At 67.6% G+C, this 26,706-nt stretch carries 28 protein-coding genes; 10 read left to right on the plus strand and 18 right to left on the minus strand.

Annotated features, from left to right (window positions below; genetic code table 11):
* Positions 1 to 188: 188 nt before the first annotated feature.
* Positions 189 to 941: a thioesterase II family protein gene (locus NS1_RS32835; RefSeq protein WP_062990805.1), complete on the plus strand. Its 753-nt coding sequence runs from the start codon at positions 189 to 191 to the stop codon at positions 939 to 941.
* On the opposite strand, the gene NS1_RS32840 is transcribed toward NS1_RS32835, so the two are convergent.
* Together NS1_RS32840 and NS1_RS32845 are read right to left on the minus strand one after the other, a co-directional pair.
* Positions 922 to 1,296, minus strand: coding sequence for a DUF2784 domain-containing protein (locus tag NS1_RS32840; protein WP_062990807.1), 375 nt, complete (start codon positions 1,294 to 1,296; stop codon positions 922 to 924). The two genes, NS1_RS32835 and NS1_RS32840, sit on opposite strands and share 20 nt — an antisense overlap.
* Positions 1,297 to 1,364: 68 nt before the next feature.
* The gene (locus NS1_RS32845; protein ID WP_062990809.1) at positions 1,365 to 2,795 is read right to left on the minus strand and encodes an SDR family NAD(P)-dependent oxidoreductase; all 1,431 of its coding nucleotides are present in this window, start codon (positions 2,793 to 2,795) and stop codon (positions 1,365 to 1,367) included.
* Positions 2,796 to 2,908: 113 nt separating this feature from the next.
* Here NS1_RS32845 and NS1_RS32850 point away from each other — a divergent pair, with 113 nt between their 5' ends.
* Positions 2,909 to 3,601, plus strand: a complete 693-nt coding sequence (locus NS1_RS32850; RefSeq protein WP_062990942.1) for a TetR/AcrR family transcriptional regulator — start codon at positions 2,909 to 2,911, stop codon at positions 3,599 to 3,601.
* On the opposite strand, the gene NS1_RS32855 is transcribed toward NS1_RS32850, so the two are convergent.
* Complete coding sequence (locus NS1_RS32855) at positions 3,598 to 3,948, minus strand: hypothetical protein (RefSeq protein WP_062990811.1); 351 nt, start codon at positions 3,946 to 3,948, stop codon at positions 3,598 to 3,600. The two genes, NS1_RS32850 and NS1_RS32855, sit on opposite strands and share 4 nt — an antisense overlap.
* A 258-nt stretch (positions 3,949 to 4,206) precedes the next feature.
* Here NS1_RS32855 and NS1_RS32860 point away from each other — a divergent pair, with 258 nt between their 5' ends.
* Complete coding sequence (locus NS1_RS32860) at positions 4,207 to 4,917, plus strand: hypothetical protein (protein ID WP_062990813.1); 711 nt, start codon at positions 4,207 to 4,209, stop codon at positions 4,915 to 4,917.
* Positions 4,918 to 4,974: 57 nt separating this feature from the next.
* Here the strand turns inward: NS1_RS32860 and ligD are convergent, their stop codons facing one another.
* The 3 genes from ligD to NS1_RS32875 all read right to left on the minus strand — a co-directional run bounded on the left by ligD (position 4,975) and on the right by NS1_RS32875 (position 7,607).
* A complete protein-coding gene (ligD, locus tag NS1_RS32865; protein WP_062990815.1) occupies positions 4,975 to 5,973 on the minus strand; it encodes a non-homologous end-joining DNA ligase in 999 nt (332 codons plus the stop codon).
* Positions 5,970 to 7,049 (minus strand): ATP-dependent DNA ligase, encoded by a 1,080-nt coding sequence (locus tag NS1_RS32870; RefSeq protein ID WP_200950468.1) that lies wholly within the window; start codon positions 7,047 to 7,049, stop codon positions 5,970 to 5,972. The genes ligD and NS1_RS32870 overlap by 4 nt, the downstream gene beginning before the upstream one ends.
* 174 nt (positions 7,050 to 7,223) lie before the next feature.
* Positions 7,224 to 7,607 (minus strand): cold shock domain-containing protein, encoded by a 384-nt coding sequence (locus tag NS1_RS32875; RefSeq protein WP_062990817.1) that lies wholly within the window; start codon positions 7,605 to 7,607, stop codon positions 7,224 to 7,226.
* Between the two features lie 219 nt (positions 7,608 to 7,826).
* Between NS1_RS32875 and NS1_RS32880 the strand changes: the two genes are divergently transcribed.
* Positions 7,827 to 9,344 carry a condensation domain-containing protein gene (locus tag NS1_RS32880; RefSeq protein WP_255284786.1) on the plus strand — a complete coding sequence of 506 codons (1,518 nt, stop codon included), beginning with the start codon at positions 7,827 to 7,829 and terminating at the stop codon, positions 9,342 to 9,344.
* Here NS1_RS32880 and NS1_RS32885 read toward each other — a convergent pair whose 3' ends face one another.
* The 6 genes from NS1_RS32885 to NS1_RS32910 all read right to left on the minus strand — a co-directional run bounded on the left by NS1_RS32885 (position 9,345) and on the right by NS1_RS32910 (position 15,432).
* A complete protein-coding gene (locus NS1_RS32885) occupies positions 9,345 to 10,658 on the minus strand; it encodes a pyridoxal-phosphate dependent enzyme (protein ID WP_062990821.1) in 1,314 nt (437 codons plus the stop codon). It abuts the gene before it with no gap.
* Positions 10,658 to 12,067, minus strand: a complete 1,410-nt coding sequence (locus NS1_RS32890; protein ID WP_062990823.1) for an alanine racemase — start codon at positions 12,065 to 12,067, stop codon at positions 10,658 to 10,660. Before NS1_RS32890 ends, NS1_RS32885 begins: the two co-directional genes overlap by 1 nt.
* Positions 12,064 to 13,317, minus strand: a complete 1,254-nt coding sequence (locus tag NS1_RS32895) for a heavy-metal-associated domain-containing protein (RefSeq protein ID WP_062990825.1) — start codon at positions 13,315 to 13,317, stop codon at positions 12,064 to 12,066. Before NS1_RS32895 ends, NS1_RS32890 begins: the two co-directional genes overlap by 4 nt.
* A 40-nt stretch (positions 13,318 to 13,357) precedes the next feature.
* Positions 13,358 to 14,653: an aminotransferase class V-fold PLP-dependent enzyme gene (locus NS1_RS32900; protein WP_255284779.1), complete on the minus strand. Its 1,296-nt coding sequence runs from the start codon at positions 14,651 to 14,653 to the stop codon at positions 13,358 to 13,360.
* A 68-nt stretch (positions 14,654 to 14,721) separates the two neighbouring features.
* On the minus strand, positions 14,722 to 15,156 hold the full coding sequence (locus NS1_RS32905) for a CBS domain-containing protein (RefSeq protein ID WP_062990826.1): 435 nt from the start codon (positions 15,154 to 15,156) through the stop codon (positions 14,722 to 14,724).
* Positions 15,157 to 15,243: 87 nt separating this feature from the next.
* The gene (locus NS1_RS32910; protein ID WP_062990827.1) at positions 15,244 to 15,432 is read right to left on the minus strand and encodes a hypothetical protein; all 189 of its coding nucleotides are present in this window, start codon (positions 15,430 to 15,432) and stop codon (positions 15,244 to 15,246) included.
* A gap of 353 nt (positions 15,433 to 15,785) precedes the next feature.
* Between NS1_RS32910 and NS1_RS32915 the strand changes: the two genes are divergently transcribed.
* Positions 15,786 to 16,019 (plus strand): DUF397 domain-containing protein, encoded by a 234-nt coding sequence (locus NS1_RS32915; RefSeq protein ID WP_056817490.1) that lies wholly within the window; start codon positions 15,786 to 15,788, stop codon positions 16,017 to 16,019.
* Positions 16,020 to 16,037: 18 nt separating this feature from the next.
* Entirely contained in the window at positions 16,038 to 16,922 is an 885-nt protein-coding gene (locus tag NS1_RS32920) for a Sco1979 family transcriptional regulator (RefSeq protein WP_056817487.1), read from the plus strand.
* 99 nt (positions 16,923 to 17,021) lie between these two features.
* On the opposite strand, the gene NS1_RS32925 is transcribed toward NS1_RS32920, so the two are convergent.
* From NS1_RS32925 to NS1_RS32940, 4 genes are all read right to left on the minus strand, one after another.
* Positions 17,022 to 17,276, minus strand: coding sequence for a hypothetical protein (locus NS1_RS32925; RefSeq protein WP_056817483.1), 255 nt, complete (start codon positions 17,274 to 17,276; stop codon positions 17,022 to 17,024).
* 352 nt (positions 17,277 to 17,628) lie between these two features.
* Positions 17,629 to 18,285: an SDR family oxidoreductase gene (locus NS1_RS32930; protein ID WP_062990828.1), complete on the minus strand. Its 657-nt coding sequence runs from the start codon at positions 18,283 to 18,285 to the stop codon at positions 17,629 to 17,631.
* A 10-nt stretch (positions 18,286 to 18,295) separates the two neighbouring features.
* On the minus strand, positions 18,296 to 18,778 hold the full coding sequence (locus tag NS1_RS32935; protein ID WP_255284780.1) for a DUF2599 domain-containing protein: 483 nt from the start codon (positions 18,776 to 18,778) through the stop codon (positions 18,296 to 18,298).
* 80 nt (positions 18,779 to 18,858) lie between these two features.
* The gene (locus tag NS1_RS32940) at positions 18,859 to 19,110 is read right to left on the minus strand and encodes a hypothetical protein (protein WP_062990946.1); all 252 of its coding nucleotides are present in this window, start codon (positions 19,108 to 19,110) and stop codon (positions 18,859 to 18,861) included.
* A gap of 275 nt (positions 19,111 to 19,385) precedes the next feature.
* Here NS1_RS32940 and NS1_RS32945 point away from each other — a divergent pair, with 275 nt between their 5' ends.
* From NS1_RS32945 to NS1_RS32955, 3 genes are all read left to right on the plus strand, one after another.
* Positions 19,386 to 20,603 (plus strand): lipase family protein, encoded by a 1,218-nt coding sequence (locus NS1_RS32945; RefSeq protein WP_062990830.1) that lies wholly within the window; start codon positions 19,386 to 19,388, stop codon positions 20,601 to 20,603.
* A gap of 253 nt (positions 20,604 to 20,856) precedes the next feature.
* Positions 20,857 to 22,221: a lipase family protein gene (locus NS1_RS32950; protein WP_062990831.1), complete on the plus strand. Its 1,365-nt coding sequence runs from the start codon at positions 20,857 to 20,859 to the stop codon at positions 22,219 to 22,221.
* Between the two features lie 281 nt (positions 22,222 to 22,502).
* Complete coding sequence (locus NS1_RS32955; RefSeq protein ID WP_062990837.1) at positions 22,503 to 23,684, plus strand: esterase/lipase family protein; 1,182 nt, start codon at positions 22,503 to 22,505, stop codon at positions 23,682 to 23,684.
* 72 nt (positions 23,685 to 23,756) lie between these two features.
* Here the strand turns inward: NS1_RS32955 and NS1_RS32960 are convergent, their stop codons facing one another.
* Positions 23,757 to 24,983, minus strand: a complete 1,227-nt coding sequence (locus NS1_RS32960) for a PucR family transcriptional regulator (protein ID WP_056817464.1) — start codon at positions 24,981 to 24,983, stop codon at positions 23,757 to 23,759.
* 182 nt (positions 24,984 to 25,165) lie between these two features.
* Between NS1_RS32960 and NS1_RS32965 the strand changes: the two genes are divergently transcribed.
* Entirely contained in the window at positions 25,166 to 25,642 is a 477-nt protein-coding gene (locus tag NS1_RS32965; protein ID WP_062990839.1) for an HAD-IIIC family phosphatase, read from the plus strand.
* A gap of 78 nt (positions 25,643 to 25,720) precedes the next feature.
* Here the strand turns inward: NS1_RS32965 and NS1_RS32970 are convergent, their stop codons facing one another.
* Positions 25,721 to 26,599: a sigma-70 family RNA polymerase sigma factor gene (locus tag NS1_RS32970; protein WP_062990841.1), complete on the minus strand. Its 879-nt coding sequence runs from the start codon at positions 26,597 to 26,599 to the stop codon at positions 25,721 to 25,723.
* Between the last annotated feature and the right edge of the window lie 107 nt (positions 26,600 to 26,706).

The raw sequence follows: 26,706 nt of genomic DNA on the forward strand, positions 1-26,706 counted from the left end.
GCCGCCGCGACCGAACCCGCCGCGAGCGCCCACACCGGTAGGGTGGCCGCCAACCGCGCACCGGGGTCGGGCACGTCGGCGTCGCCGGACGGTGGGAGTCCCAATCCCGTCTCGTAGGCGTGGACGAGCTGCTGCGCGGTGGTCACATCGACCAGCCTAGTTGTGGTGACGACGGTGAGGAGTGTGATATGGGCGTGAATACGGCTGCGACGGAGTGGGTTCGAATACTGCGACCGGGTACCGCGACGGGTGGTCGATTGACGTGCTTTCCGCCGGGCGGTGGGTCGGCGACCTTCTATCGGGAGTTGGCGCGACACATCGGCCCGGACGTCGACGTGACAGCGGTGCAGTATCCGGGCAGACAGGACCGCCTGGGCGATCCGATGATCACCGACCTGCATCTGCTCGCCGACCGGATCGCCGCCGACATCGCGCGTCGACCGGCAGCGACACGGTCGCTGTTCGGGCACAGCATGGGTGCCACCGTGGCCTACGAGACCGCGCTGCGACTGGCCGCTGCTGGACAACCCGTTCGCGCCCTCGTCGTCTCCGGCCGTCCCGCGCCGGAGTTCGTCGAAACCGCCCGGCTGCACGAGGCATCGGATGCCGCGCTCATCGAGGATCTGGAGCGGCTGGCGAACGACCCGGCCCCGGTGCGACTGCTGCGCACCGAACCGGGACTCGCCGATCTGGTACTGCCCGCCGTTCGGGCCGACTACCAGGCGGTCGAGACCTATCGGCATCGGCCGGGACCGCTACTGAGCTGTCCGGTCGTCGCGCTCGTCAGCACCGAGGACCCCACGACCACCGTGGCCCAGGCCGAGCAGTGGCGTGCGGTCACCTCCGGGCCGTTCAGCCTGCGCACCTTCGGTGGTGGGCACTTCTATCTCGACGCACAGCACGCCGCGGTGGCGCAGGAGATCACACGGCACGTGAACTGAGTCGGCGCTGGTACAGGCGCGCGTAGCCGAGCCAGGAGACGAGCACCGCCACCGCCGCGAGCGCGCGGACCAGGCCGAGCGCGCTGTCGGGGTAGATCACCCCGGTCAGGTAGTGGTCGATGAATCCCGCCTCGGGCAGCTCGCTCACCCCGGCGCGCCTGCGCGCCCAGTTCTCGGCGTAGGTCAGCGGGCAGTGGAAGCCGATCAGGATGATGCCGAAACCCCATGCCACGGCCATCGCGTGCAGGCCGATGGTGCGAGGCCATCGCCACGCGAGGAATCCGCCGACGACCACGTACGCGATGAACGCGACGTGGGTGACAGCGAGAACCTCGGCCAACACCCGGAACGACACCTATTCAGAATATGTACCCGCTCGCCGGTCGGAATCATGATCATCATTCCGGTTCGGCATCGCTTGGATCACCAGGGCGAAGGCCGGTAGTCCTTCAGGAAGCAGCCGTAGAGGTCGATGCCGTCCTCGCCCTGCACGATCGGGTCGTAGACGCGGGCGGCGCCGTCGACGAGATCGAGGGGAGCGTGGAAGCCCTCTTCGGCCAGCCGGACCTTCGTGAAGTGCGGGCGCTCATCGGTGATCCAGCCGGTGTCGACGGCGGTCATCAGGATCGAGTCGGCCTCGAACATCTCGAGCGCGCTGGTCCGGGTGAGCATGTTCAGCGCGGCCTTGGCCATATTCGTGTGCGGGTGCCCCGGACCCTTGTAACCGCGGCCGAACTGGCCTTCCATCGCGGAGACATTGACCACATACTTGCGCCTGCCCGCCGCGGCGGCCAGCGCCGGACGCAACCGCGACACCAGGATGAACGGCGCGACCGAGTTGCACAGCTGCACCTCGAGCAGTTCGGTGGCCTCCACCTCACCGACGGTCTGCACCCAACTGTTGGTGTGCGCGAGATCGGGGACGAGGCCTCCTGCGTCGATGGCCACGCCCGCCGCGATCCGTTCCGGGGTGGCCGAGCCTGCGACCAGCGCGAGTTCGGCGACATCGGTGGCCGACAGCGACGGCGTGAGCGAGGCGGTGAGCGCGGTCGGGTGAGCCTGCATGGTCTTGCCGAAGGTGACCATCTCCGGCAGCACGCCCGCGGGCAGCGGGGAGTTCTCGGCGTCGACCAGCGCGCTGTAGGCACCAGCGGAGCGGCGCACGGTCTGGGCGGCGTTGTTGATCAGGATGTCGAGGGGGCCCTGGGCGGCGACGTCGTCGGCCAGGGCGACGACCTGGGCGGGGTCACGCAGGTCGATGCCGACGATGCGCAGCCGGTGCAGCCAGTCGGCGCTGTCCTCCATGGCGGCGAAGCGGCGGATCGCGTCGTTGGGGAAGCGGGTGGTGATGGTGGTGTGCGCGCCGTCGCGCAGCAGGCGCAACGCGATGTACATGCCGATCTTGGCCCGGCCACCGGTGAGCAGGGCGCGCTTGCCGGACAGATCGGTGCGGGCGTCGCGTTTGGTGTGGCTCGAGGCCGCGCACTCGGGGCACAGCTGGTGATAGAACGCGTCGACCTGGGTGTATTTCTGCTTGCAGATGTAGCAGGGTCGCGCCTTGAGCAGGGTGCCCGCGCTCGCACCGGAGGTGGCCGAGCTGATCGGGATGCCCGCGGTCTCGTCATCGATGCGCTGGGGGGAACCGGTCGCGGTAGCGGCGATGACCGCGCGGTCGTTCGAGGAGATCTGCTCCCTGGCCTCGATGCGGCGGCGGTGCTTGAGCTTTTTGAACATGTGCCCGACGGCGCGCTGCACGGCGATGGAATCGGGATGTTCCTTCTCCAACTGCCCGGCGCGTTCCAGTACCCGCAGACAGGTCGCCAACTCATCCGGATCGATCATGTTCTCGGTCATCGGGGAGTGCGACATTCCTTCGTGCGGGAGCGGTGGACGACATCTATTGTCGCATTGGCCGCGCGAGCGACCCGCTGGGTATCGTGATGGGCCGTCGCCGCAACCGCGCGACGATGAAACGAACCCGACGGAGCAGCCCGATTTCCCCGCTGGACACCGATACCGCAGACGCGCCGCGCAGGCGCAGGCTCGAACCCGACGAGCGACGCGCGCAGATCCTGGCCTGTGCCATCGACATGTTCGGTGAACGGCCCTACGCGGCGGTGTCGACCGCGGAGCTAGCCCAGCGCGCGGGGGTGGCGCGCGGCCTGATCAACCACTACTTCGGGAACAAGCGCGACCTGTATCTGGCGGTGGTGCGTCGCATGGTGACCCTGCCGCGTCAGGACAGGGTGTCCATTCCCGACGGCACGGCGGGCGAGCGGGTCGACGCGATCGTGGGCTGGCTGCTCGACACCATCGCCGAGCACGGCACCACCTGGGTGAAGGTCACCAGCCACGAGGGCGTCGGTGACGACCCCGAGGTGCAGCAGATCCTCGACCAGGCCGACGACGCCGCCGCCGAACGCATGCTGGTGATGATCGGACGCGCCGATCTGGCAGACAGTGCATCGTTGCGCGCGCTGGTGCTCGCCTACGCGGGCCTGGTGAAAGTCGCCGGGCGCGAATGGATTACCCGCGGCACGCTGACCAGGGCCCAGATGCATCAACTGCTGGCGGACACCTTGCTCACGATCATCAACGAGACGATCCCCAGCGTCCTGCGCACCGCGCCGACACCGAGCGTGCAACCCGGCGAAGGTTAGGGATCGAGCGCACGCCGCGAGGGTGGCATCGCGACCTCCGCACTGTAGCGCTGTGGTCCGGCATGGCCGGGTGCGTGGCCGGTGCGGCCCAGCGCCTGTTCGATCTTCTGCTCGCGGTGATGTTCGAACATCAGCGCGCCGACGCCGCCGCCGAGGAAGAGCACCGTCGCTATTCCGGCCAGCACGGCCCACCCGGTGTGCTCGGTGCCTGCCGCGACGAGGGTGCAGGCCAGCCCGACCACCCCGATCGCGCACATGACGATGCCGGGGACGTTGTAGTCGTCGGCCAGGAGGTCACCGGCTTGGGCATGCCAGGGCGGGTCTGCCGAAGGCGTGCTGCCGGACATGAGTCCTCCTCGGGAGCTGAGGGGTGCGAGCAATGGTGCACTTGATGACCAGCATGAACCTGTTCGGTCTGGCGAAGCAAAGGTGTTAGCCGGTTCGTTACCAGGCGGGTTACCGCAGAATCACACGTTATGTCACTGTGACCCTATTTTGCGTTTGAGCTGTGCTATCGGGCTCGGAGTCCTTATTCTCGTCGCGTAACCCGGCGCCATACCTGTTTCGTTGTGCGCCCGGGGAGATCGGAGAGGGACCCGGGGTTGATGGCACGGTACGAGGAATGGGACGACGACCCCGAGCAGGAGTCCGATGATCGACGTTGGGACGGCCAGCGCTGGCCGCAGGTGTCATCGGAGGGTGTGGGCGGTGGGCGCCGCAATGATCAGCCGCGCGTGAATCCGTATGCGATGGTGGCGCTCGCTGCCGCGCTGGTGCTGCTGTTTCCGATCGCGATCGTGTTCGGGCTGCTGTCGTTCGGGCATCCGCGCGGGCGGGGAATCGCGTTGCTGGCGTTGCTGCTCGGCATTACCGAGGTGGCGGTAGCGGCGGCGATCGGGCTCGCTGTTTTCGGTGGATTGGATGTGTCCGTTCCGACGCTCGCCGGGTCGTCGACCACGACACCGAGGCCGGTGTCGGTAACTTCCCACGCGACGCCGACGACCACCGAGGCCGTCCCGGTGACGAGCCCCGCGGCCGGCAGTGAGAAGGGCAGCGTGGTCGAGAAGGGCACCGAGTGCGCCGCCGAGAAGGCCGGTCTACTCGGTGTCGCCGCAGACGGTGCGACGTTGCTCTGTCTGCGCGGATCAGGCGGTTACACCTGGTCGGGGCCGTTCCGGGTGTCGGGGTCCTACTACACCGCGGGGGCGAAATGTGATCCCTCGGTGGACAAGTCGGGCCGCACCACCGATAACCACGCGCTCGTGTGCGAGGGCAAGGGCAGCGCCGCGGTCTGGTCGCCCTGGACCACGGAGTAGAGCTCAGTGGACGGCGGGGCAGCTTCCATTTCCGGGCTCGGATCGGGGGAGTAGACCTCAGTCCTTCTTGGCCCGGCTCGGTTGCACGCGCGGTGGCTCGTTCGGCATCTTCGGATACTGGGGTGGCCACGGTGCGTCCATCAACCCCGCTGCCATGTCGCGCTCCGACATCTCCAGCAGCGGGTCGATCGACTGCGCGGGCCGATTCGCCCACGGATCACCGGACTCGGCGAGGCGGGCGGGAACTGTCGCGAGGGTGAGTTCGTCGGGGACGACGGTGTCGAGCTCGGCCCAGGTGATCGGCGTCGACACCTGACCGCCGACCTTCGGCCGCACCGACCAGGCGCCGAACACGGTCTTGTGCGGCGCGTTCTGATTGAAGTCGATGAACACCCGCGAGCCGCGCTCCTCTTTCCACCACTGTGCGGTGATCTCCTCGGGGTGCCTACGTTCCAGCTCCCTGGCCAGCGCCACCGCGGCCGCCCGCACCTCGTAGCCGTCCCACCTCGGTTCCAGCGCCGCGTAGATGTGCAGACCACGCGAACCCGAGGTCTTGATGGAGGAGTCGATGCCGAGTTCGGCCAGCAGTTCGCGCGTACGCACCGCGGCGCGTCGCAGATCGTCGAATCCGATGCCGGGCGAGGGATCGAGGTCGATGCGCAGTTCGTCGGCGATCCGCAGATCGGGAACGTGATTGGGCCACACGTGAAAGCCCAGGCAGCCCTGATTCACCGCCCACAGGATGTGGGCGAGATCGTGGGCCACCAGCGCGTCGCTGGTGGTGCCGTTCGGGGTGGACACCTCCACCGTCTGTAACCAGTCCGGCGCCGACTTCGGCACCCGTTTCTGGAACCACGATTTGCCCGAAGCGCCGTCGGGATAGCGTTCCAGCAACAGCGGACGGCCCCCGATCACGCCGAGCAGCGGATCGGCGACGGCCCGGTAGTAGTTGACCAGGTCGAGCTTGGTCTCCCCGCGTTTGGTGAAGTAGACCTTGTCGGGATTGCTGATCGTCAGCGCGCGGCCGTCGACGTCGAGTTCCACCGCGGCGCTCATCGGCCGACCCCGAAGATCGCGTCGAGCTCGGCGGGCGCCACTTCGTCGAGTTGGGCGTAGGTACACGACTCCGGGGTGCGATCGGCCCGGAACCGGGCCAGCCGCCCGCCGTGGCGGAACCTTCCCGACTGCACGTGCTCGTAGCGCACCTCGGCCACCAACTCGGGCCGTAACGGCTCCCACGAGAGGTCTTTGCCCCCGCTCCATCGACTCACCCCGCCCGGCATCTTGCCGTCGGCGTTCGCCTGCGCGACAGCGTCGGCCCAGTTGCGCCACGGATGGTCGTCGAGCGCGTTCTCGCGCAACGGCGCCAGCTCACCGAGCAGTTCGCGGCGCCGGGCCGCGGTGAAACTCGACGCCACCCCGACATGATGCAGATTGCCCTCGTCGTCGAACAGGCCCAGCAGCAGCGAACCGACGCCCTCGCCGTCCTTGTGCATCCGATACCCGGCGACCACACAGTCGGCGGTGCGTTCGTGCTTGATCTTGAGCATCACGCGCTTGTCCTGCAGGTAGGTCAGCTCGTCGGACTTGGCCATCACGCCGTCGAAGCCCGCGCCTTCGAACCGGGTGAACCAGTCCTGGGCCACGTCGGGATCCTGGGTGATCGGCGTGAGGTGGATCCGGCCGGGCGCGGCGTCGAGCAACGATTCGAGCTCGCGGCGCCGCTGCGCGAACGGTTCGGTGGTGAGATCGCGATCGCCGAGGGCGAGCAGATCGAAGGCGACGAAACTGGCCGGCGTCTCGGCCGCGAGCTTGTTGACCCGCGAGGCCGCCGGATGCAACCGCTGCTGCAAGGTATCGAAATCGAGGCCCTGGTCGGTGACCACCACGATCTCCCCGTCGACGACACAGCGCGGCGGCAGCGCCGCCTTCAGCAGCTCGGCCAACTCGGGGAAATACCGGGTCAGCGGGCGATCGTTGCGGGAGCCGAGTTCGATCTCGTCACCGTCGCGGAACACGATGCAGCGGAAGCCGTCCCACTTGGGCTCATAGCTGAGTCCGGGTTCGCGCGGCAACGACGGCGTCGACTTGGCCAGCATGGGGCGCACTGGCGGCATCACCGGTAGATCCATCCGATCCTCCTCGCGGGTGTGTTCACCCGTATCGACGATGCGAGCACGCCCGATTCATCGGTGTGTGAGGCGATCGTAGGACGGGGTACCGACACGTGCGCGGACCTCGGGCGCGCGCCTGTCGCGGTCGACTGTCCGCGTGGCGCGCACGCGGTGCGGAGCGCGGGCGCGAGGTCAGCTGTCGAGCCAGCCGTGTTCGTCGGCGAAGGTGGTGAACCGGTCGCGGATGGTGATGATCTCGGCCGCGGTGAGCGCGGGGGAGGCTTCCAGCAGCAGTTCGGTGATCTGCTGACGCAGTTCCTCGGGACCCAACTGGTCGCCGCTCTTGCGCGTCTTCTGAGCCGTTGGGGTCTGGCCGACCCCGGTCAGGTTGATCGCCTTGGGTCCCCGATCACCTTCGGTCACATCGAATTCGAACAGACGACCCTGACGGAGCTCGTCCTCGTCGAGGCCGATGTCGTTGACGTGGACGAACACATCGGGCCCGCCGTCATCGGGCCGGATGAACCCGAAACCCCGTGAACCGTCGAACGACACCAATTTCCCGATGGACACCAACCAACTCCTCGCTCAGCTTCCCGTCGCTACTCTAACGCGGCTTTTGGGCGATTTCCCCCGGAAAGTGGATAGTCGGCGAAATCTTCGGAGTCGCGATGTGATCGACCGACCGAGCATGGTCACGATCCGGTAACTGCGCGTTCACATCCAGTCATTAGCGTGGCTCACCTGTCGGAACGGTGTGGAGGTTGTAGACGCGTGTTGGACCCCGGCGTGGGGATGAGGTCGGGGGGATTCGAGGCCGATCGCGGCGTGTTGTCGGCGACGGTGCGCACCGGAAGTGCTCCGGGGCGTTCGCGGCCCGCCACGCCACCGGTGCTCGCTCCGCGCCCGTGTCCGGCGCACGTGCCGCTCGCGCCCGCCCAGGAGCGGATGTGGCAGGCCGCGCGGCTGGGCCGGTCGGCGGACTGGAATGTCGCGCGGGCCATGCGCTTGCGCGGCGCGGCCGTCGATGTGGCGGCACTGCGCGAAGCACTGAAACTCCTTGTCGCCCGACACGATCCGCTGCGAACCCGTTACCCGGCGACCGAGCTCGGCCCGGCGCAGCGGGTAATCGAGCCCGGCGACGCCGTCCTCGATGTGGCCGAATGCGCGGTCAGCGCAGCCGAACTCGCCCCCGCGGTCGCCGAGCTGGCCGGGCGGCCCTTCGACCTCGCCGGTGAACTGCCGGTGCGGGCACGGCTGTTCGTACTCGGCCCCGACGATGTGGTGCTGGCCCTTGTCGTGCACCACATCTCGGTCGACGGTCGCTCGATGGGCCCGCTGATCCGCGATCTGGTCACCGCCTACCTGGCTTGCCGTGCGGGCACTTCCCCGCAGTGGCGGCCGCTGCCGATCAGCTACACCGACTACACCCTGTGGAAGCACGAGCAGCTCGGCGAGTTCACCGACGAGTGGAGCCGGGCCACCCATCAGCTGCGGTACTGGGCCAATGCGCTGGCGGGCCGTCCCGCCCGGCTCGCCCTGCCCGCCCGCGAACAGCCCGCCCCGCCGATCGACCCCGTCGCCGGTGCGCTGCTGCCGATTTCGTTCGATGCCGCGACCCACGCCGGGCTGCTGCGCTTGGCGCACGAGGGTCGGGCGAGCCTGTTCATGGTGTTGCAGGCCGCGTTCGCCCTCACCGTCGGCGCCTTCGCGCGCAGCTCCGATGTCACTGTCGCCACGGCGGTTTCGGGACGCGAGCACCGCCTGCTCGACGATCTCGTCGGCAACTTCTCCGATGACGTGCTGATGCGGGTCCGCCTCGACCGCGCGGGCGACGTCGAGGAGCTCATCGATCAGGTCCGCCGCGTCGCGCTCGCCGCGTACGCCCACCCCGACACCCCCGACACCCGCCTCAAGCGTTGCCTGCTGGAGGACGCCGCGCTCCCGTTGTTTCAGGCGACGCTCATCCTGCAGCGAGCAGAAGCGCCACGCACTGCCACTGAACCATCACCGGCGCAAGGTCTTTCGATCACCGAGATACCGACCGGCGTGGTCAGGGCCAAGCACGATCTCGAGTTCGGGCTCACCGATCACTACGATCGCATCGGCGCGCCCGCCGGTATCGACGGGTCGTTCATCTATCCGATCGCTCGATTCGACGAGACGACCGCACAGCACTTCGTGGCGCGCTTCGGCAAGGTCGTCGGGCTCCTCGCGCAGGGGTATCGCGGCCCGCTGGCGCCGTTGCTGGCGGCGGCCGGTCGAGGTCGTTCGCTGAGCACCGCTCGACGTGCGACCAGGGTGCTCGTCTGATCAGCCGCCGCGCTCCATGGCATATCCGGCATCGCGCCACGCGACGATGCCGCCCTCGAGGCTGAACGCCGCATAGCCCGCGCGGTGGGCCAGTGCGGCGAAGCGCAGCGAGGTCTCCCCGACCGGGCACACGAACACCACCGGCCGTGACCGCGGAAACGGCACACCCTGGGTGAGCATCTCGTCGAGTTGGTCGTCACGGATATTGAGCGCCCCGGGGACATGCCCGACCCGGTAGGCCATCGCGCCCCGGGTATCGACGACAGTGGGTCTGGCGGTGCGGTCGAGCTCGGCGAGTTCGGCGGGTGAGAGCGTCGGCGCGGAGTCCTCGGGGCTCGGGGGCGCCGGTGCGGTGGGCTTGCCGAACAGGTCAGGCCGACGTTTGGCGAAATAGGACAGATACGGTTCCATTCGGTCACACACGATCAACACCGCCACCAGCGGTCTGCCCTCGGGCCGCGGCGCCGCGGCCAGGGCGTGCAGGGCGGCGTAATAGCCCGCGCCGCTGGTCGGTCCGGCGAGCACGCCGTAGCCGCGAACCAGGTCGAGGGTCGCCTCGATGGCGGCGGCGGCATCGACGGTGACGATCTGGTCGTAGAAATCCGGCCGGAACAGGCCGACCTCCCACATCTCGCGCTCCGAGCGGATACCGGGGATGAAATCGAAACGATCCGACACCACCCCGATGGTGCGCAGCCCGGGATGATGGGCCAGCAGCGCGGTCGCGGTGCCACGGGTGGATCCGGTGGTGCCGAGGCCGCCGATCAGATAGTCGAGATGGTCGATGCCCGCGTCCGCGAGGTCGGTGGCGATCTCGGCGCCGGTGCCGTCGTGATGGGCCGCGACATTGCGCTCGTTCGTGTACTGCGAGGGGTGATACCAGCGGCCCTGCCCCTGGCTGATGGTCTGCTCGATGACGGCCGAAACATCGTCGGCCGCATGGGGATCGGGGCACTCGGACAGGCCGGGAAGCTCCACGATCTCGGTGCCGAGCAGTTGCAGCAGCTGGCGGACCTCGCTCACCCTGATCCGGTTGGTGACCGCGCGCAACGGGATGCCGTGCAGTGCGCCGAGTACCCGCAGCGCTTTGGCGGTGTTGCCGCTCGACGCCTCGATGAACGACTGTCCGTCCGCGGCGATGTGATCGAGGTCGTCGCGGATCATCGCCCAGGCGACGCGATCCTTCACCGAACCGAAAGGGTTGTGCGACTCCAGCTTCGCGTACAGGTCGACCTCGGGTAACCCGTGTACGGCGGGGTCGAGACGCAGCAGGGGAGTGTTGCCGATCAGCTCGGTGATGTGGGTGTAGACCATCACCGGCCCCCGGGTCGATAGTCGGCGTCGGGACAGAGCTCGAACCCTCCGTCACGATGCAGCACAGCGACTTTCGCCGGAACGGGATGCATGCTGGCCTGTGCGGCCGACAGATCCATATGGTAGGCGGCGGTATTGGCGAATACCACCGGATCGCCAGGGGAGGGCAGCTGGGCGACCCGCACCTGCCGCTGGGTGACCAGGTCGCGCTCGAGGCACAGATGTCCGGCGAAATACACTCCTACAGGCCGCGATCCGACCTCTTCGGACAGCACGATCGGATCGATGAGCACCTCCTGGTCGGCGGCGGTGACGGTGTCGCGGCTGAGATCCAGATGGACCAGCGTCGCGCCGCTACCCGCCTGCTTGACGAATTCCACCTGGGCCACGGTGATTCCGGCGTGATCGACCAGCGCTTTGCCCGGTTCCAGCCACAGGTCGAGGAGATTGTCGGTGAGCACCGTCCCCAGCGCCCGCCCGCCGTGTCCGGGCAGCGCGGCGGCGAGTAGTTCGGTGAGCATGACGGCAGCGGATTCGGTATTGGCGTATTTGTGGAACACCGGCCCGCCGTGCACCATTCCCTCGGCGAGGTGGTAGCCGAAAGTATTGTTTCCCCAGTGCATCGCGGGGCCTCGTCCGAGCAGGCCCGCCCGCAGGACACGGTCGTAGGCGTCGTAGCCCGCGGCGTCGGCGGTGAAGACCTGGCGCAGCCCGCCCCCGATATCGAGCACGGTCGGCGCGAGACCGTGCTCGTAGGCGCGCTCGATCAGTTCGAGACAGTCGCCGACCGCGTTGACCCGCTCCGTGGTGGCCGCGGTATCGAGGTGGAAGGCGAACCCGAGCAGCCGCAGCCGATCTCGGTGCCGCACCAGCAGCTCCAGCGCCATGTCCACATCGGCGAGATCGATGCCGAACCGGCTCGGCGAGCTACCGGAGAACCCCGAAACGCGCAGCAACACTTGCACCGGCTGCTCCGGCGACGCCAGCTCGGCCAGCGTCGCTAGTTCCCAGAGATTGTCCACATTGACCGTCACCCCTGCCGCCAGTGCGGCCCGCAGCATCGCGGCGCCCTTGGGCCCGGTCACCTCTATACGGTCGGCGGGGAATCCGGCAGACAGTGCCGAACGCAGTTCCTGCGCCGACGCCACATCCACCGCGATCCCCGCGTGCGCGGCGGTACGGGCGAACGCCGCCGAACGATTCACTTTGTGCGCGTAGCAGAGTCGATATCGGACGGCATCGGCGTCGAGCACGGTACGCAGCGCCGCGAGGTTGGCGGTGAAGACCTGGGGGAACACCAGATGCAGGGGAGAGCCGTAGCGGCGCAGCGCCGCACGCACGCCGTCGCGGTCGGTGAGGAACGCGGCGACGAGCGGATGCAGCGCGGCGGGGACGGCGGGCGGGATCATCCCACCGACGTGCCGGGCACCTGCGCCGGCACGTCGTCGACCGGGTTGTACCCGCCGTCGCGCAACGCCTCGAACACGCGGAACCGGTTGCGCGGACTCCGGATCTGGGCGATCACGCGCTTGGATTCCAGGTCGATCTCGACGACGGGGATGTCCATCGACTCGAGCAGCGCGGTGATCGTGCGCACGCAGTGTCGGCAGCTCATATCGGGCACATAGAAGACACCGTCGTCACCTGTCGGGTCGGTGCCGGGGCGCTGCTCGGTCAGGTCCTCGACCACCTCCACCGAGCCCGCCAGCGCGGCGAACGTCTCGACGAACCGGTCCGCCACAGTAGTGAGCACATGCACGCCGACACCGTCGATATCGTGCTGGGTAGCCGCGAGACAGGTGGGCCTGGTGTCGGCCGGCAGCAGCGCGTACTGCCGGGAGATCAGGTCCAGGTCGTCGTGATACTTCGCGACGGCCGCCTCGGTCCCGAGACCCTCCTCGGTGGTCGCGCGCGCCATCACCGCGTGCGCGTCGGCGATGGTGGCGTCCTTCATCGTGCGCAGGACGGCGATCGAATCGGCGGTATAGCGCACGGACCCATCGGGCTGGGCGGCCAAGCGCACCGGGATCATCCCGCGCCGGAAGGTCGAGGCCTGCAACTCCCAGAACCAGCGGGTCGCTACGGCGGTGAATATCCCGGAATCGTTTATCCCCCTGGCGAATTGGACGACTCCGCGATAGGGGGTGTCGGCGGCGATGAGTCCGTGTTGGACCAGCGCGCGTCCCGTCGCTTCGACGCCGACCCGGAAGATCTCGTGCGGATCGTGATCGGTGGTGGTCGCGGCGAGGACACCGCGATCGTGGGCGAGCAGGGCCGCGGCCCGCGCCGGAAGACCGGATTCCGCCAGCGAATGCCACAGTGCGAGAACGGTTTCACGCGCGATCACCGCGAGTTCGGGGCCCGATCCCGCGGTGTGGAAGTACCCGGTGTTGGGGATGCCCGCGCTGTCGGTCCAGGTGAGGCGGTGGGTCGCGCTGGTCACCTGGTCCGGGCGACACGGTCGCATGAACCGTTCCATATACATCCGCTGGGACTGCGTCAGCGCGGCGCCGGGTTCGGGTTGCAATGCGCGAGTACGGAAGGTGATTCGCACCGGAGCCGGCGGGGCGGCCGAGGCGAAGAGTCCGGGGGCGGCCAGTCGGGCCAGTATCCGGGACGCGGCGCGACGATCGTAGTGCTGCACGGTGGGCGTGCCCATCGTTCCTCCTCGGCGTCGGGGGCTTGGTGGACAGCTCGGGTCAGCGCCCGTGCCCGGCGATGCCGGACACACAGGCGACGAATCGGTCGATCTCGTCGAGGGTGTTGTAGAGGTGGGTACTCACCCGCACCGAACCGCTCGCGGCATCGGCCGAGGGCACACAGTGCGCCCCGGTTCGGACCAGGAACCCGGCATCGGCCAGCACGAACCCGAGGTCGGCGGCGGTGAGCGTGTCGAGGGTGAACGAGACGATCCCGTAGCCGACCGCGCACGCGGCGTGCGCGGGCCCGGGGAGAAAGTCCAGCCCGGGGATCTCGCGCAGACCATCGATCAGCCGCAGGGTGAGGACCCGGTTGTGCGCGGCGACAGCGAACCGGTCGAGTTCGTCCAGCAGATCGAAAGCCGGTGCCAGGGAAAGGATGCCGGGAAGATTGTGGGTTCCGCCCTCGAGCAGTTCGGGCATGCCGGTGCCGACCAGACCGGCGTCGGTGATCGTCACCCCGGAGTGCCCGCCGGGCAGGAAAGGCCGCAGCCTGTCGTGCACCCGGCGATGGCAGTACAGCAGGCCGGTCCCGGGCGCACCGAACATCTTGTGCCCCGCGAAGACCGCGAAATCGGCGCGCAGAGCGCTCACGTCGATCGGCAGGTGCCCACCGCTCTGCGAGCAGTCGAAGCACAGCAGGATCTCCGGGTCGATGCGGCCGTGCAATTCCTCGAGGGTGGTGAGCCCGCCGTACACATGATGCAGGTGGCTGGTGGTGATCAGCCGGGTGCGCGGACCGACCTGCGCGAGGAGGTCCTCGATATCGGCCTCGCCGGTCGCGGTGCTGCGATAGGGCCGCAACACGATGCGTCGGCCGAACCGGCCGAGAGTGTCACGCAGGTGATGCCACGGCAGCACATTGGCGGCGTGATCGGCGGGGTTGTAGACGATCTCGTCGCCGTCGTTCAACTCGGCCAGACCCCAACTGTGCGCGATCGCGCCGAGCGCGGCGGTGGCTCCACCGGTGAACACGATTTCGTCGCGGTGCCGCGCGCCAAGAAAACCGGCCGCTCGGGTACGGACAGCGTCGATCCGTGTGGACAGCGAGGTGGCCCAGCCGTAGGTGCCGCGGCCCGCGTTGGCGGTGTGCTCGCGGTGGTAGTCGGTGACGGCCGCGATGACCGTGTCGGGCTTCTGTGTCGTCGCGGCACTGTCCAGATAGACCACCGCGGGGTCGGCCAGGGCGGGGAACCGCGCGCGAATCGAGGCGGGCACCGGAGTGGGCGCGTGCCGGATCACCGAGGCGGCGGCGAGCTCGGGCCGGGCGGGGTACACGTGCTCAACGATACGCACGTTTGTGCCACGGCTCGCGAAGAATTCTCAGCCGCAAGGCTTTTCGGCAGCGCGGGGTGGTGTCCGGCTCAGTAGTTGCCCTGGAGGTACTCGACGAGATGTTCACGCTCGGCGGCGAGTTCGGTGATCTCGCTCTTCACCACGTCACCGATGCTGACGATGCCGACGAGTCGGTCCGACTCCACCACCGGCATGTGCCGGATCCGGTGCTCGGTCATCACATCTCGCAGCGAGGACACATCTTCATCGGGCCCGCAGGTGCGAACCCGGGCGGTCATGATGTCGTTGACCGGCCGATCGAGCAGCGCGGCCCCGTGGGCGTGTAGATGACGCACCACGTCGCGTTCGGAGACGATGCCCGCGATCACCACGCCATCGGGGGAGACGACCACCGCGCCGATATTGTGCTCGGCCAGCGCCGTCAGCAAATCGCGCACCGTGGTCTGCGGTGTCACCGTGGTGACCGCCGTGCCCTTGCTGCGCAGGATCTCCGCTATCCGCATACACGCACCACCTGTCCGGATCGATCGTCGCCCACCAGCATGACCTGTTGGAACCGACCTGACCAGCACGAAGACGTTACGACCGGACTATTCGTCGTCCAGCCCCGCGGACAGATACGCGGCGGCGGCCAGCCACTGGCGACACTGTGGGCCGTGGATATCGTGCTGGCGCAGCATCTCGCGCGCCTGACGGTAGGTCAGCCCGTTCGGCTCGTCGCTACACGCGGTGGGCGATGCGACCGCGGCACCGACGTGACGCTGAAACGGACTACTCATCGAAGTCCCCTCCCATCCGGCGACGGAAGGTTTGCCCGGCAGGTGGAGCCGTGGAACCTTCCGATGATCTTGCGGCCTGAGTCTACGGGCGGGCTGTTTTCGAATGCAAGCACATCTGCACGTTCGTTTCGGCCGTGTCGGCTCGCGATGGGGTTGCGGCGCTTACGAATTCAGGGGACTGGACGGCTCTATCCGAGCGTGTTCCAGGGTCATGACGTCGGGTAAGTACCGACCGGTGCGCGGTGGCCTCGAGCGTGTTAATGTCCCCCTCGCGCAAGCAGATGCAAGAACGTTTGTGCGTGCATCTGCAAATTTCGTACCGATGGGCATCATTCGAGAAGGAGGAGTGCGGTATGTCCGGAATGCAGCATGATCAGCGTGAACGCCCGGGAGACGGTGCGTGGCGCAAGAGCACCTACAGCAACCCCAGCGGCAATTGCGTCGAGGTTGCCGAGGCTGCCGACGGCTCGGTCGCCGTGCGCAACTCGCGCGACCCGCAGGGCTCGGTAATCTTCTACACCCGGCCCGAAATCGACGCGTTCATCCGCGGCGCGAAGGCCGGAGAGTTCGACTACCTCACCGGGTAATCGGTAGGATCTGGGTCCATGACGGCTGAACCCGACGAGATCGGTCGCGTGCAACCTGTGGTGGACCGCGGCCCCACGGTGTTGCGCATTGCGCTCGGTGGCCAGTTGCGCAAGCTACGCGAGAGCAAAGGCATCACCCGCGAGGCCGCGGGTGATGCGATCCGTGGCTCGCACGCCAAGATCAGTCGACTCGAGTTGGGTCGCACCGGTTTCAAGGAGCGCGACATCCGGGATCTGCTCACGCTCTACGGCGTGCACGATCCGGTGGAACGTACCTCGTTCTTCGAATTGGCCAGGCAGGCAAGTGAACCCGGTTGGTGGCACCGCTACAGCGATCTGCTGCCGTCGTGGTTCAGTACCTATCTCGGGCTCGAGCAGGCGGCCAGCCAGATCCGCACGTATGAGGCACAGCTGGTGCCGGGTCTGCTGCAGACGCCGGAGTACACCAGGGCGATTGTCAGCCTCGGTTTCGACGACGCCGAAACCGACCGTCGGGTCCAGGTTCGGCAGCTGCGCCAGGATGTCCTACGCCGGATCGACCCGCCGGTGGTGTGGGCGGTGATCGACGAGGCCGTGCTGCATCGTCCGATCGGTGGGCGTGAGGTGCACCGGGCCCAGCTGCGCCATCTGGCCGAACTGTCGTTGCTGCCGAACGTAACGGTGCAGGTGTTGCCGTATGCGGCCGGTGGGCACGCGGCGGCGGGCAGCTCGTTCAGCATTCTGCGTTTCGGCGAGCCGGAACTGCCCGACATCGTCTACCTCGAGCAACTCACCAGCGCGCTCTACCTCGAGCGTCGCCAGGACCTCGCGATGTATCTGACAGTGATGGATCAGCTCAGCGTCCAGGCCGAACGGCCGGATCGCTCGCGCGAGATCCTGTTGTCCTACGCCGAGCGGGAGTGACGGCCGAACAAGATCGACGGCCGAGCGGATTCGGCACCGGGAACTGGATCGGACTGCACCGAATATCGCGCAGTCGATCGTCGGGCACCGACTCTATAGTCAGTATCGGATGCAGCCGGCGGCGATTCGCCAGAAAGTATCCGGGGTCAGCATCTGCAGATCCCAATCGTCGGCCAGGTCGTGCGCGGTGGTCACGATCCGGTCGATATCGAAATCGTTGCGGGTCGCCGCGCCGGTGGATTCCACGGCGTCGATGACGAAGGCGACCGCGCTTTCCCTCGACCACTGGGTGGTCTCGGCGTGGGTGGCCGCTGCGCGATCAGCGAGGCCGGACCGGCCCTTGGTGTTGTTCATGATAAATGCCCCTGTGCTTCTCAGGCAGTGGCAAACCCAAGGCAATCCTGACCCCGGGTGTGCCGCTCGCGGCCTCCCCTGACTATCCCCTCAATTGTGTTGCGGCCCTGAGTTTAGGACGGCGGCACTTTCAGATGCAAGCACATCTGCACTATCGATTCCGTCTCGATGCAGCGTATTTCCCGGCTTCTGAGCGGCGAATCGGGGGTGGCGGCACCGCCCCCGCCGGGGGTGGTGCTCGAATAGTGGCGTGACCGGCGGTTCGCGGTGTCCATCGGGTGGCGACGCAGTGTCCCCGAGGGGTGACGATCATGTCCGCCGGGCGAAATATGCTGCGATAGTTAATTTCTGGCTATCGAATGGCTGCGACGGCCGAATCAATGGGCTGCGATCCGGAGACCAGCTCGAGAGTGTGGCGAAAAGTGTTGTCCGCGACCAAGATCGATGCGAGCGTCGCGGCGACGTCGGCGCGCGGCACCGAATCGCGCGGAATCGGCGGCGGTCCCAGCGTGATCAGACCGTTGCCTTCGGTATCGGTGAGCCGACCGGGACGCAGGATCGTCCAGTCCAGATCGCGGGTCCGCAGATCTTCTTCGGCGCGGGTCTTGGCGTCGATATAGGCAGCCCACACCTCGTCGGTTCCCGCAGCGGGTGGGCTGCCGGCGCCCATCGTCGAAATCTGCACGAACCGCGCCACGCCGGTCTGCTCGGCGGCGTCGGCGAGTTGCACCGAACCGTTGAGGTCGACGGTGTATTTGCGCGCGGCACCACTGCCCGCGCCCGCGCCCGCGGCGAACACCACCGCGTCCGAGCCCGCGACGGCGGCCGCGAGGTCGGCGGGGGTGTCGCGTTCCATGTCGTAGATCACCGGGACGCCGCCGGTCGCGGCGATATCGGCGGCTTGGTCCGGGTCGCGGATGAGCGCGTGAACGTGGTCGCCGCGCCGGGTCAGCGACTGGGCGAGTAGGAGGGCGATTTTGCCGTGTCCACCGGCGATGACGATGCGCATGGTGCTCCTATCAGCGTTCGGGTCCTCCGGGATTGCAGTTCGCCGCCACCGTAGCCTGATAGCCGACGTCGGGGCGCCACGGCTCTAGATTCCAGCTCGGTTTGTCGGGCGCTACCATCCTCGCCCACACCCAGTGGCACAAGAACTGGTCGCGCATGCCCGGCGCGTCGGCATCGGCGTCGAGCGCGCGCACTTCCTGCCAGGCCAGCTCGTCGGTGCCCGGAGCGGTCGTTTTGCGACCCGCCTGGGTGGGGACGACGAGCAAGCGGGGGCCGTCGACGTTCTCGGTCCAACTCACGTGATCGATGAGAGGCAGGCCGGCATAGGGGTCGACCGTCGTGGTTGGCGGTGCGATGGTGGCGGGCACTCGCTTGGTGGTCGTTGTCGGAGCGGCGGTGGCGGCCGGGGTCGCGACCTGCGCGGTGTCGGCCGAGCCGCAACCGGTGAGCACGGCCGCCGCCGCGAGTACGAGCGGGAGCTGCCACCGTGTCACGAACGCCCTTTCTGTCATAGCGGGCCGATGAGCGCCCGCCCGGACAGCCTAATGCGGTCGGTGCGGGGGCGTCGCGAGCGTCAGTGCCACAGGGACCGGCAGGGCAACCGGCGCAGTCCGGGGGCGACCTGGCCGTCGACGGTGACCTGCAGGCCGGAGTGTGCGGCCGCCGAGGTGAACTCCCACGCCTCGGCCTGGGTCGCGGCATATTCGAGGACCAGGGCTTCCTCGGGTGTCGGGCCGTCGAAGTACACCGTGATCCGCCGGGTCGGTATCTCGTTCGGGTCGATGCGGTGGAGGGTGTCGGCGATGTTCTCGTCGGTGGGAATCATGGCGTGCTCCTTTCGCCCCGGCACTGGTGAGCGCCTTCCTACTCGACGGTAGGGCCTACACCATCGAGAGGAACACGTTCCGATTTCGCTTGGAGATCTCACAATCCACCTGTCGCCGCGGCGGTGCGCCCCCCATATGGGCGCGCTGCCTCCGGTCACAACCATGTGGCAAGCAGGTTGTGAGCTCCGCCGATGTTCGCGGCGACCCGTCGACGGGGAGCCACGGTACCGGCGAGGATCGCTTTTGACAGCAGCGACACGGGAGGGGCAGCCGCATGATCTGGGGACGCGCTCGGCCACGCAGGACACTGTCGGTCTGCCTGGCGGCGGCGGTGCTCACCCTGGCCTCCGCCGCGGCGGGCCACGCCACACCCCTGTACCCGACTGCCGACCCCGACCCCTTCTACAGCCAGCCGGCCGACCTCGACGATCACCAGCCCGGAGACGTGCTCGGTGTGCGGCCGATGCCGCCGCTGGCGATGTTCCCCGACACCACGATCACCCTGATCCAGTTCCGATCCACCAACTCCGCGGGCGACCCGATCGCCGCGACGACCACGGTGCTGCAGCCGAACAATCACCGCACCGATGCCCCCGTGCTGTCCTATCAGCACATCATCAACGGGCTCGGCACGCGGTGCTCGGTCTCCAAAGTCCTCTACACCGACGATCCGGACCTGATGGTGCGCGAGGCGGTGGCCTGGAACTACGCGCTCAGACGCGGTTGGACGATGGCCGTGCCCGACCACCTCGGGCCCAATTTCGCTTATGGCGCGGCGAAACTAGGTGGTCAGGTGACTCTCGACGGCATCCGGGCGGTGCGCCAGGTCGAGCAGCTACGCGTCGGCGGCAGCCGGGTGGCGATGGCCGGGTACTCCGGTGGCGGCATGGCGACGGCCTGGGCGGCGGCACTGCAGCCGGAGTACGCACCCGAGCTCGAGATCGCGGGGGCGGCGATGGGCGGGGTGCCGATGAACCTGGTGTCGATGCTCGAGGGGCTCGGCTTCGGTTCGCATCCGGTGTTCGGACTCGCGCTGGCCGCGGGGATCGGCCTGGAACGTGAATACCCGCAACGGTTTCCGATCAGCGATCAGATGAATGCCAGCGGCCTGGCGGCTCGCGCGTCGATCCGGGACGCCTGCACCAACGACATTCTCGGCGCGGGCGCGGGGCGCGGCATTCTGGACTTCGCGGCCACCACCTCGCTGGTGGGGGATCCCCAGGCGCGCGCCGTGGTGGAGGAGAACAGCCTCGAGCTCTACCCCGGTGCGCCGACAATGCCTGTCTTCGAATGGCATTCGCCGATCGACGGCCTCATCCCGGTCGACGCGATCACCTCGACGACGCATCGGTGGTGCACTGCGGGGACCAAGGTCGTCAGCCAGCAGACACCCACCCCGGACCACCTGACCGCAGCTGTGCTCGGACTGCCTTCCGCGCTGAGTTGGCTCGATGCACGGCTGCAGGGGGAACCGGCACCCAGCACCTGCTGAGTCCGGTTTCGATCGGTCCGGATCCGTGCGCCCCGAAGCGGATCCGGACCGTTTCGTGGTGCGACGGGTCGATTCTTGTTGCGATACAGCGGCATTGCGCACACGACTCGGGCACAACGCCGAAGTCGGAGAGCGCCTGCACGTAGCGTAATTGCTCTGACGACGGCGCGGTGGGGGAGTTTCGGCGGGGGTCGAAGCACCGCATGGTGGCACGTCATCGACGAATCCGTTGCCACCCGAAGGCGTGTGTGCCATGAGATCTGTTCGAGTACTTGTCGGTTCGATGCTGCTGCTCTTCTCGCTCGCGGCAGGCACCGCCGCCGCGGATCCACCGCCGACCCAGGAATTTCCGGTGCCACAGGTGGGCACACCCGGTTTCCTGCCCGATCTACAGCGTTGGATCGACCAGGTGCTGCCCTCGCCGATCCAGCCCGACGCCGCCGATCCGGCCGCCGAGCTCGCGGCGCTGCACGCGGCGGTGCTGCCCTCGGCGGTGGGCGATCCGATCTTCGACCAGTGGCCTGCGGGGCTGGCGGAGTTGTCGCCCGGTGATCTGATCGAATCGCGCGACATCACCGCGACCGCGGCCTGGTTGACGGTGGTGCCCATCCGCTCGGCGACGCTGCTGAAGTTCCGCACCGAAGACGCGCAGAACAGGCCGTCCTACGCCACCGCGACCCTGATCGTGCCCGCCACCGAGTGGACCGGGCCGGGGGACCGCCCCGTGCTGGTGAACAACCTTCCTATCGACGCGCTCGGCCGTAAGTGCACCCCGGGATACTCACTGACGCACGGTATGACATCGCAGTCGAGTGCCACGGAATTCCTTCCGCCGACCACCCAGCTGGCGGTTCTGCGTGGATACGCGGTCCTGGTGCCCGACCACGAGGGCCCGTGGATGGCCTATGCCGAACCGTATGTCGCCGGGCACGCGGTGCTCGACTCGATCAGAGCGGTGCGCGGTATCGACCCGGTGTCCTACAGCCGAAGCCGCTTCGCGATGACCGGTTACTCCGGCGGCGCGATCGCCACCCACGGTGCGGCCAAGCTGATCGACTCCTACGCACCGGAACTGGCCGACGTGATCGTCGGCGCGGCACTGGGCGGCGTACCGGCCGACTTCGAAATCCTGTCGCGCAGTATGAACGCCAACCTCGCATCCGGAATATTTATGGCCGCGACCTTCGCGATCGGCCGCGAGCGCCCCGAAATCCTCGCGGCGATGAACAATCTCGGGCGGTGGGTCACGACCTCGTTCATGAAAGATACGTGCGCCAGCGTGTTCGCGGTGCCAGGGATTCTGCACCTGCCGATCGACGTCGGCGCCAATATCGCCGACCCGCTGCGTTCGGAACTGGCCACCGATATCTACGAGATCACCCGGATGCAAGGTCTTCGGTCGGCTACTCCGCTCTACATCTACAACGGTGACCAGGAATTCTGGATCCCCGCGGAGGGCGCTCACAATCTCTACACCGAGCAGTGCGAACTCGGGGCGAACGCGGTATATCGCGGTGTGCTGGGTGAACACATCATCGGTGCGGCGACCGGCTATCCGGAAGCTATGGTGTGGCTCGACGAACGACTCCTCGGAGTCGCCGCGCGGAGCGAATGCTGAACGGCTAGATGATATTTCACAGAGCATTTCGCGGAACGTGATGGTCGGACACAGCAGGCATTCGTGGCTCGAATTCGTGGGATGTCGGAGAGCTGAACATTTTCCTGTGCCTCGTCATGGCAGTTTTCGAGAAGCCGTGGTGACCTGCCCAGACCGGACGTGACTGACGTCTCGTAAGGATTTCCGCGGCTTATGTTTTGGGCGGTTTCGACAAGCCATTCGTTCTCCCGGCAGGAAAAGGGCGACGAATATTCGAATCGCACAGGAAGACAAGTCAACACATGAAATCTCCCAGTCGCAGGCGCACGCTGCACACGGCGGTCTTCGCCGGAGTCGGCGCCCTCTCCATGGTTTTCACCGGGCCGGGGGCGAGCGCGGCTCCGGCCGCGGCGCCGACCGAGCAGGATCTCGCCAATATCGTCTCGGAAGGCCGACAGGTCGCCGGATCCGGTTCGGCGTGCACCTCCGGCAGTGGTGCCGGGTCCGGTAACGGGTCCGGTGACTGCTACGGCGGTTCGGGTTCCAGCTCGGGTTCCTCGGGCGGCTATTCCTCCGATCCCGGCGCGTACGGACCGACGTCGACGGCGTTCCTCGCCGCGTTCGCCTACGGCCTCAACAACCCCGATGCCGCCGCGCCCGGGACGAACGACTGGAACTGCAAGCCGACCGCCGAGCACCCCCGCCCGGTCGTGCTGCTGCACGGCACCTGGATGAACGCCTACAACGGTTACGCCTACATGGGTCAGCCGATCAAGGACGCCGGTTACTGCACGTTCACCTTCAACTACGGTCGCTCGAACATCATGGAAGGCGGCGGCGTCGGTTCGTTCCTGCCCGGCGTGATGGGCACCGGTTACATCGAGGATTCGGCCAAACAGACCGCCGCGTTCGTCGACCGGGTCCTCGCGGCCACCGGCACCGACGAGGTCGACATCGTCGCCCACTCGCAGGGCGGGGCGATGGCGAACTACTACACCAAGTTCGAGGGCGGTGCGGCCAAGGTGAACAAGCTGATCACCTTCGGCGCCACCCACCACGGCACCAGCCTCGACGGCATCGGCGCGCTGGGTCGCATGATCAACAACCTGGGTATCGATATCCTGGGTCCGATCGAGATCTTCGTCGGGCACGCGGGTATCCAGCAGACCATCGGCTCGGATTTCGTCAACAACCTCAACGCAGGAGGCGACACCGTCGCCGGCGTCGACTACACCGTGGTCGGCACCCGGTACGACGAGGTCACCAACCCCTACGAGCTCACCTTCATCAAGGCTGGCCCGGGGGCGCACGTCACCAACATCACCCTGCAGGACGGCTGCGAGCAGGACATCTCCGATCACCTGACGATGATGTACTCCCCGCGTGCCCTGTCGATCGCGCTTCGTGCGCTCGACCCGGTGCAGAACCCGCAGTTGACCTGCGCGTTCAACCCGTGGCTCGTCGGTGGCGGCGGTTCGATCTGACCCGCCGCTCGCACTGACAACGACGAAGGCGCTGTCCACATGATGTGGACAGCGCCTTCGTCGCGTTCGGGATCAGGCAGGGACGGAACGGTAGCTGCGCGCGACGAGTGCGGAACGCAGGTACCACAGCCCCGAAGGCTGAGTGGGATCGAACCCGGTGAGCTGGCCGATCCGCTTGAGCCGGTAATCGACGGTATTGGTGTGCACGTGCAGTACGCGAGCGGTGCGCTGGCGGTTGAGGTTGTTGGCGATATGGCGCTGCAGGGTTTCGAGCAGCTCGGGGTACTGATCGAGCGGATCCAGCAGCGAGCCGAGGAATTCGCGGCCGGGGCCGGGGCGGGTCAGCTGGTATTCCAGGGCGAGCTCGTCGAAGCGGTACAGACCCGAGGTCACCTCGAGCCGCTGCACCATGTCCAGCAGTTCGTGGGCCTGGTCGGCGGCATCGGGGACCCCGGTGGTGGTCGTTTCGACCATCGCGGCGGTGATGCCGACCTGTGCGGCCTGGGAGAGCTGGGCGACCAGTGCGGTCAGACCCTCACGGTCGAAGGTCTCGGCCGGGATGAGCACGGTTCCGCCGTCGACGCTGAGCAGCGACAACGCCGAGTCGCCGCAACGCTTGGCCAGCTCGGCCTGCACCCGGCGCAGCTTGCGGCGGGCGACGACCTTCGAATCCAGCGCCGGATTGGCTTCCTCGCGGTGCTGGGGGATCGCCAGGGCGAAGACCGCGTAGGTCTCGGCGATCGTGATGCCGCATTCGCGGGCCATCGTCGAGGTGCTGTGGCCGCCGAGCAGCGCCGAGGTGAGGGTGTGCACGGCGGTGTGGTGTTCGCTGACCACGCCGCGGAGCTCACGGACATAGGCCATCGAGATCTGGGCGGTGATCGTGTCGAGCAGTTCCATCACGACCTTGACGCCGCCGACAAGACTGTCGAAGTCCTTCCCGGAGGCGCTCGATACCACCAGGTCGAGGCCCATTTTGAAGCCCTCGGCAATCGAGTGGTGGATCGTGTCGATCGGCACGCCCTCACGGGCCCACGCGCTGGCCGCGTCCTGCAGACGCTGCAGCTGACTGGGGACATCGCGCCCATCGAGCATGCCGACCGCGAATTCCAGGCAGATGCGGGTGATCGTGGTCACATCACCGGAGATGGCGTCACCCGGTAGCGTGCCGCACGGCGCGACGTTGGCGACGAAATGGCCGACCATCTGACGCGACAGCGCGCGAACGTCCTTGAGTGGCAACGACATCGGCCTGCCCGAGACGGTCAACGACGGTCGGGGTGGATTGTGGACGGACATCTATTTCCCTTCGCCAGTTTCGGCTGTACCCCCCGCTGTCCAGCGAACCTCACCCTAACGAACTACAAAGGAAACCGGAATGGATTGTCAGGTTCTGGGTACGGGGCCCACGACTGGAGGTCGGCGTAGTGACCGGTCACAAGTCTGGTTCTTCGCTATGAGTGGTTGTAGAGTTCAGCGCCATGCGACCTGCCGTCCGTTGTCTGGTCTGGGAACTGGACGAGACCCTGTGGGAGGGTGTCGTCCACGACGAGACCGGCACCACGCCGCGCCCACCGGCACTGCGCACGCTGACGAAACTGAGCGAGCGCGGTGTGCTGCATGCTGTCGCCGCACGCGGTGACCGAGCCAGAACCATGCGCACGCTCTACCGCCACGGTCTGTACGAGATGTTCTCGGCGGTCGAGGTCGGCTGGGGTCGCAAGTCGGCCTCGATCGTCCGGATCGCAGGCACCCTCGGCCTCGGCCTCGACGCACTAGCGTTCGTGGATGCCGAGCCGGTCGAACGTGCCGAGGTCTCGCGCGCACTGCCGATGGTGCGTTGCTATGCCGCCCGCAATGTCGACATGCTTCCGCTGCTGCCCGATTTCCGGCACGAACTGCGGTCCGGCCCCGTACCGACCCCGCCGTTGGGATTCGCCCGCGTCCCCGCCTTCTGACCGGGACGAATCTGCATCAGCCGCATCATTGCATCGACTGCCACAATGGCCGTGATTCGGTCATTCTCGCGGCCCTGATCATGGCAGTAGCGACAGCGTGAGCGCGGCCAAACGTTGCGGCGAGGCCACCACGTCGTAAGCCGAGATCTGCCCGTCGCGCACCAGGAACGTCACCGCGAACACCGGGCCGCCCGCACCCGCCACCACCAGGCCGGGCCTGCCGTCGACGAGGACCAGCACCGCGTCGCGCGACCGGCGGCGCAGGCCGAGGGCACCCTCCGCTACAGCTCGGGCCCCGCGCACGACGAGGGCCATCCCGGGCGAGAGCGCCGCCGGGTCGGCGGTGCGCACCACATCCGGCGCGAGCACCGCCAGTAACCCACCGAGATCGCCCCCGCGAGCCGCCCGCACGAAGGCTGTCACCGCGGCCTGATGCGCGAGCAGTTCCATCGGCTCGATCCGGGCGGGCGCGTGCACTCGCAGCCGCGCGCGACTGGCGAGCTTCTTGGTGGTGGCGGGTGTGCGGCCGAGCATCGGCGCGATTTCGGCGAACGGCACCGCGAACAGATCGTGCAGAACGAAGGCGACCCGTTCCTCGGGCCCGAGTGCGTCGAGAACCACCAGCAGCGCCCGTCCGACGGAATCGGCCCGCAGTGCTTCGGCCTCGGGGTCGATGCCCGCACCGGTCGCTGCCCGCGCGGGCGCGTCCGGTGCCGCGACCTCGGCGCGGCGAGCACGGGTGCGCAGCATATCGAGACAGATCCGCGACACCACCGTGGTGAGCCAGCCGTCGAGATCGGCGATCTCGGCGTCGGTCGCGGCCAACCGCAACCATGCGTCCTGGACCGCGTCCTCGGCTTCGGACCCGGAACCCAGCATTCGAAAGGCGACACCGCGCAGGCGATCGCGCCGTTGTTCGAACGCGTCCGCCGATGCTCGGGTCCGGTCCGCGCGCATCGGTCACCTTTCGCTCACGCCGGTCGTCTATCGAATGGACGGCACTCGCTGTCCGATCACGGTGGCTGTCTCCACGATGGCAGAGGCAGCCGATCACCCGAAACAGG

It is taken from the genome of Nocardia salmonicida NBRC 13393 (assembly GCF_001613085.1).
In the GTDB taxonomy this organism is placed as follows: domain Bacteria; phylum Actinomycetota; class Actinomycetes; order Mycobacteriales; family Mycobacteriaceae; genus Nocardia; species Nocardia salmonicida.

Excerpts from the sequence above, each read along its gene's own strand:
- NS1_RS32925 (WP_056817483.1), bottom strand. The coding sequence starts at position 17,276 with ATGAACAACACCAAGGGCCGGTCCGGCCTCGCTGATCGCGCAGCGGCC.
- NS1_RS32965 (WP_062990839.1), top strand. The coding sequence starts at position 25,166 with ATGCGACCTGCCGTCCGTTGTCTGGTCTGGGAACTGGACGAGACCCTG.
- NS1_RS32950 (WP_062990831.1), top strand. The coding sequence starts at position 20,857 with ATGAGATCTGTTCGAGTACTTGTCGGTTCGATGCTGCTGCTCTTCTCG.
- NS1_RS32845 (WP_062990809.1), bottom strand. The coding sequence starts at position 2,795 with ATGACCGAGAACATGATCGATCCGGATGAGTTGGCGACCTGTCTGCGG.
- NS1_RS32940 (WP_062990946.1), bottom strand. The coding sequence starts at position 19,110 with ATGATTCCCACCGACGAGAACATCGCCGACACCCTCCACCGCATCGAC.
- NS1_RS32955 (WP_062990837.1), top strand. The coding sequence starts at position 22,503 with ATGAAATCTCCCAGTCGCAGGCGCACGCTGCACACGGCGGTCTTCGCC.
- NS1_RS32970 (WP_062990841.1), bottom strand. The coding sequence starts at position 26,599 with ATGCGCGCGGACCGGACCCGAGCATCGGCGGACGCGTTCGAACAACGG.
- NS1_RS32930 (WP_062990828.1), bottom strand. The coding sequence starts at position 18,285 with ATGCGCATCGTCATCGCCGGTGGACACGGCAAAATCGCCCTCCTACTC.
- ligD (WP_062990815.1), bottom strand. The coding sequence starts at position 5,973 with ATGAGCGCCGCGGTGGAACTCGACGTCGACGGCCGCGCGCTGACGATC.
- NS1_RS32855 (WP_062990811.1), bottom strand. The coding sequence starts at position 3,948 with ATGTCCGGCAGCACGCCTTCGGCAGACCCGCCCTGGCATGCCCAAGCC.
- NS1_RS32910 (WP_062990827.1), bottom strand. The coding sequence starts at position 15,432 with ATGAGTAGTCCGTTTCAGCGTCACGTCGGTGCCGCGGTCGCATCGCCC.
- NS1_RS32960 (WP_056817464.1), bottom strand. The coding sequence starts at position 24,983 with ATGTCCGTCCACAATCCACCCCGACCGTCGTTGACCGTCTCGGGCAGG.
- NS1_RS32860 (WP_062990813.1), top strand. The coding sequence starts at position 4,207 with ATGGCACGGTACGAGGAATGGGACGACGACCCCGAGCAGGAGTCCGAT.
- NS1_RS32885 (WP_062990821.1), bottom strand. The coding sequence starts at position 10,658 with ATGGTCTACACCCACATCACCGAGCTGATCGGCAACACTCCCCTGCTG.
- NS1_RS32890 (WP_062990823.1), bottom strand. The coding sequence starts at position 12,067 with ATGATCCCGCCCGCCGTCCCCGCCGCGCTGCATCCGCTCGTCGCCGCG.
- NS1_RS32870 (WP_200950468.1), bottom strand. The coding sequence starts at position 7,049 with ATGGATCTACCGGTGATGCCGCCAGTGCGCCCCATGCTGGCCAAGTCG.
- NS1_RS32835 (WP_062990805.1), top strand. The coding sequence starts at position 189 with ATGGGCGTGAATACGGCTGCGACGGAGTGGGTTCGAATACTGCGACCG.
- NS1_RS32880 (WP_255284786.1), top strand. The coding sequence starts at position 7,827 with ATGAGGTCGGGGGGATTCGAGGCCGATCGCGGCGTGTTGTCGGCGACG.
- NS1_RS32850 (WP_062990942.1), top strand. The coding sequence starts at position 2,909 with ATGAAACGAACCCGACGGAGCAGCCCGATTTCCCCGCTGGACACCGAT.
- NS1_RS32945 (WP_062990830.1), top strand. The coding sequence starts at position 19,386 with ATGATCTGGGGACGCGCTCGGCCACGCAGGACACTGTCGGTCTGCCTG.
- NS1_RS32895 (WP_062990825.1), bottom strand. The coding sequence starts at position 13,317 with ATGGGCACGCCCACCGTGCAGCACTACGATCGTCGCGCCGCGTCCCGG.
- NS1_RS32920 (WP_056817487.1), top strand. The coding sequence starts at position 16,038 with ATGACGGCTGAACCCGACGAGATCGGTCGCGTGCAACCTGTGGTGGAC.
- NS1_RS32915 (WP_056817490.1), top strand. The coding sequence starts at position 15,786 with ATGTCCGGAATGCAGCATGATCAGCGTGAACGCCCGGGAGACGGTGCG.
- NS1_RS32905 (WP_062990826.1), bottom strand. The coding sequence starts at position 15,156 with ATGCGGATAGCGGAGATCCTGCGCAGCAAGGGCACGGCGGTCACCACG.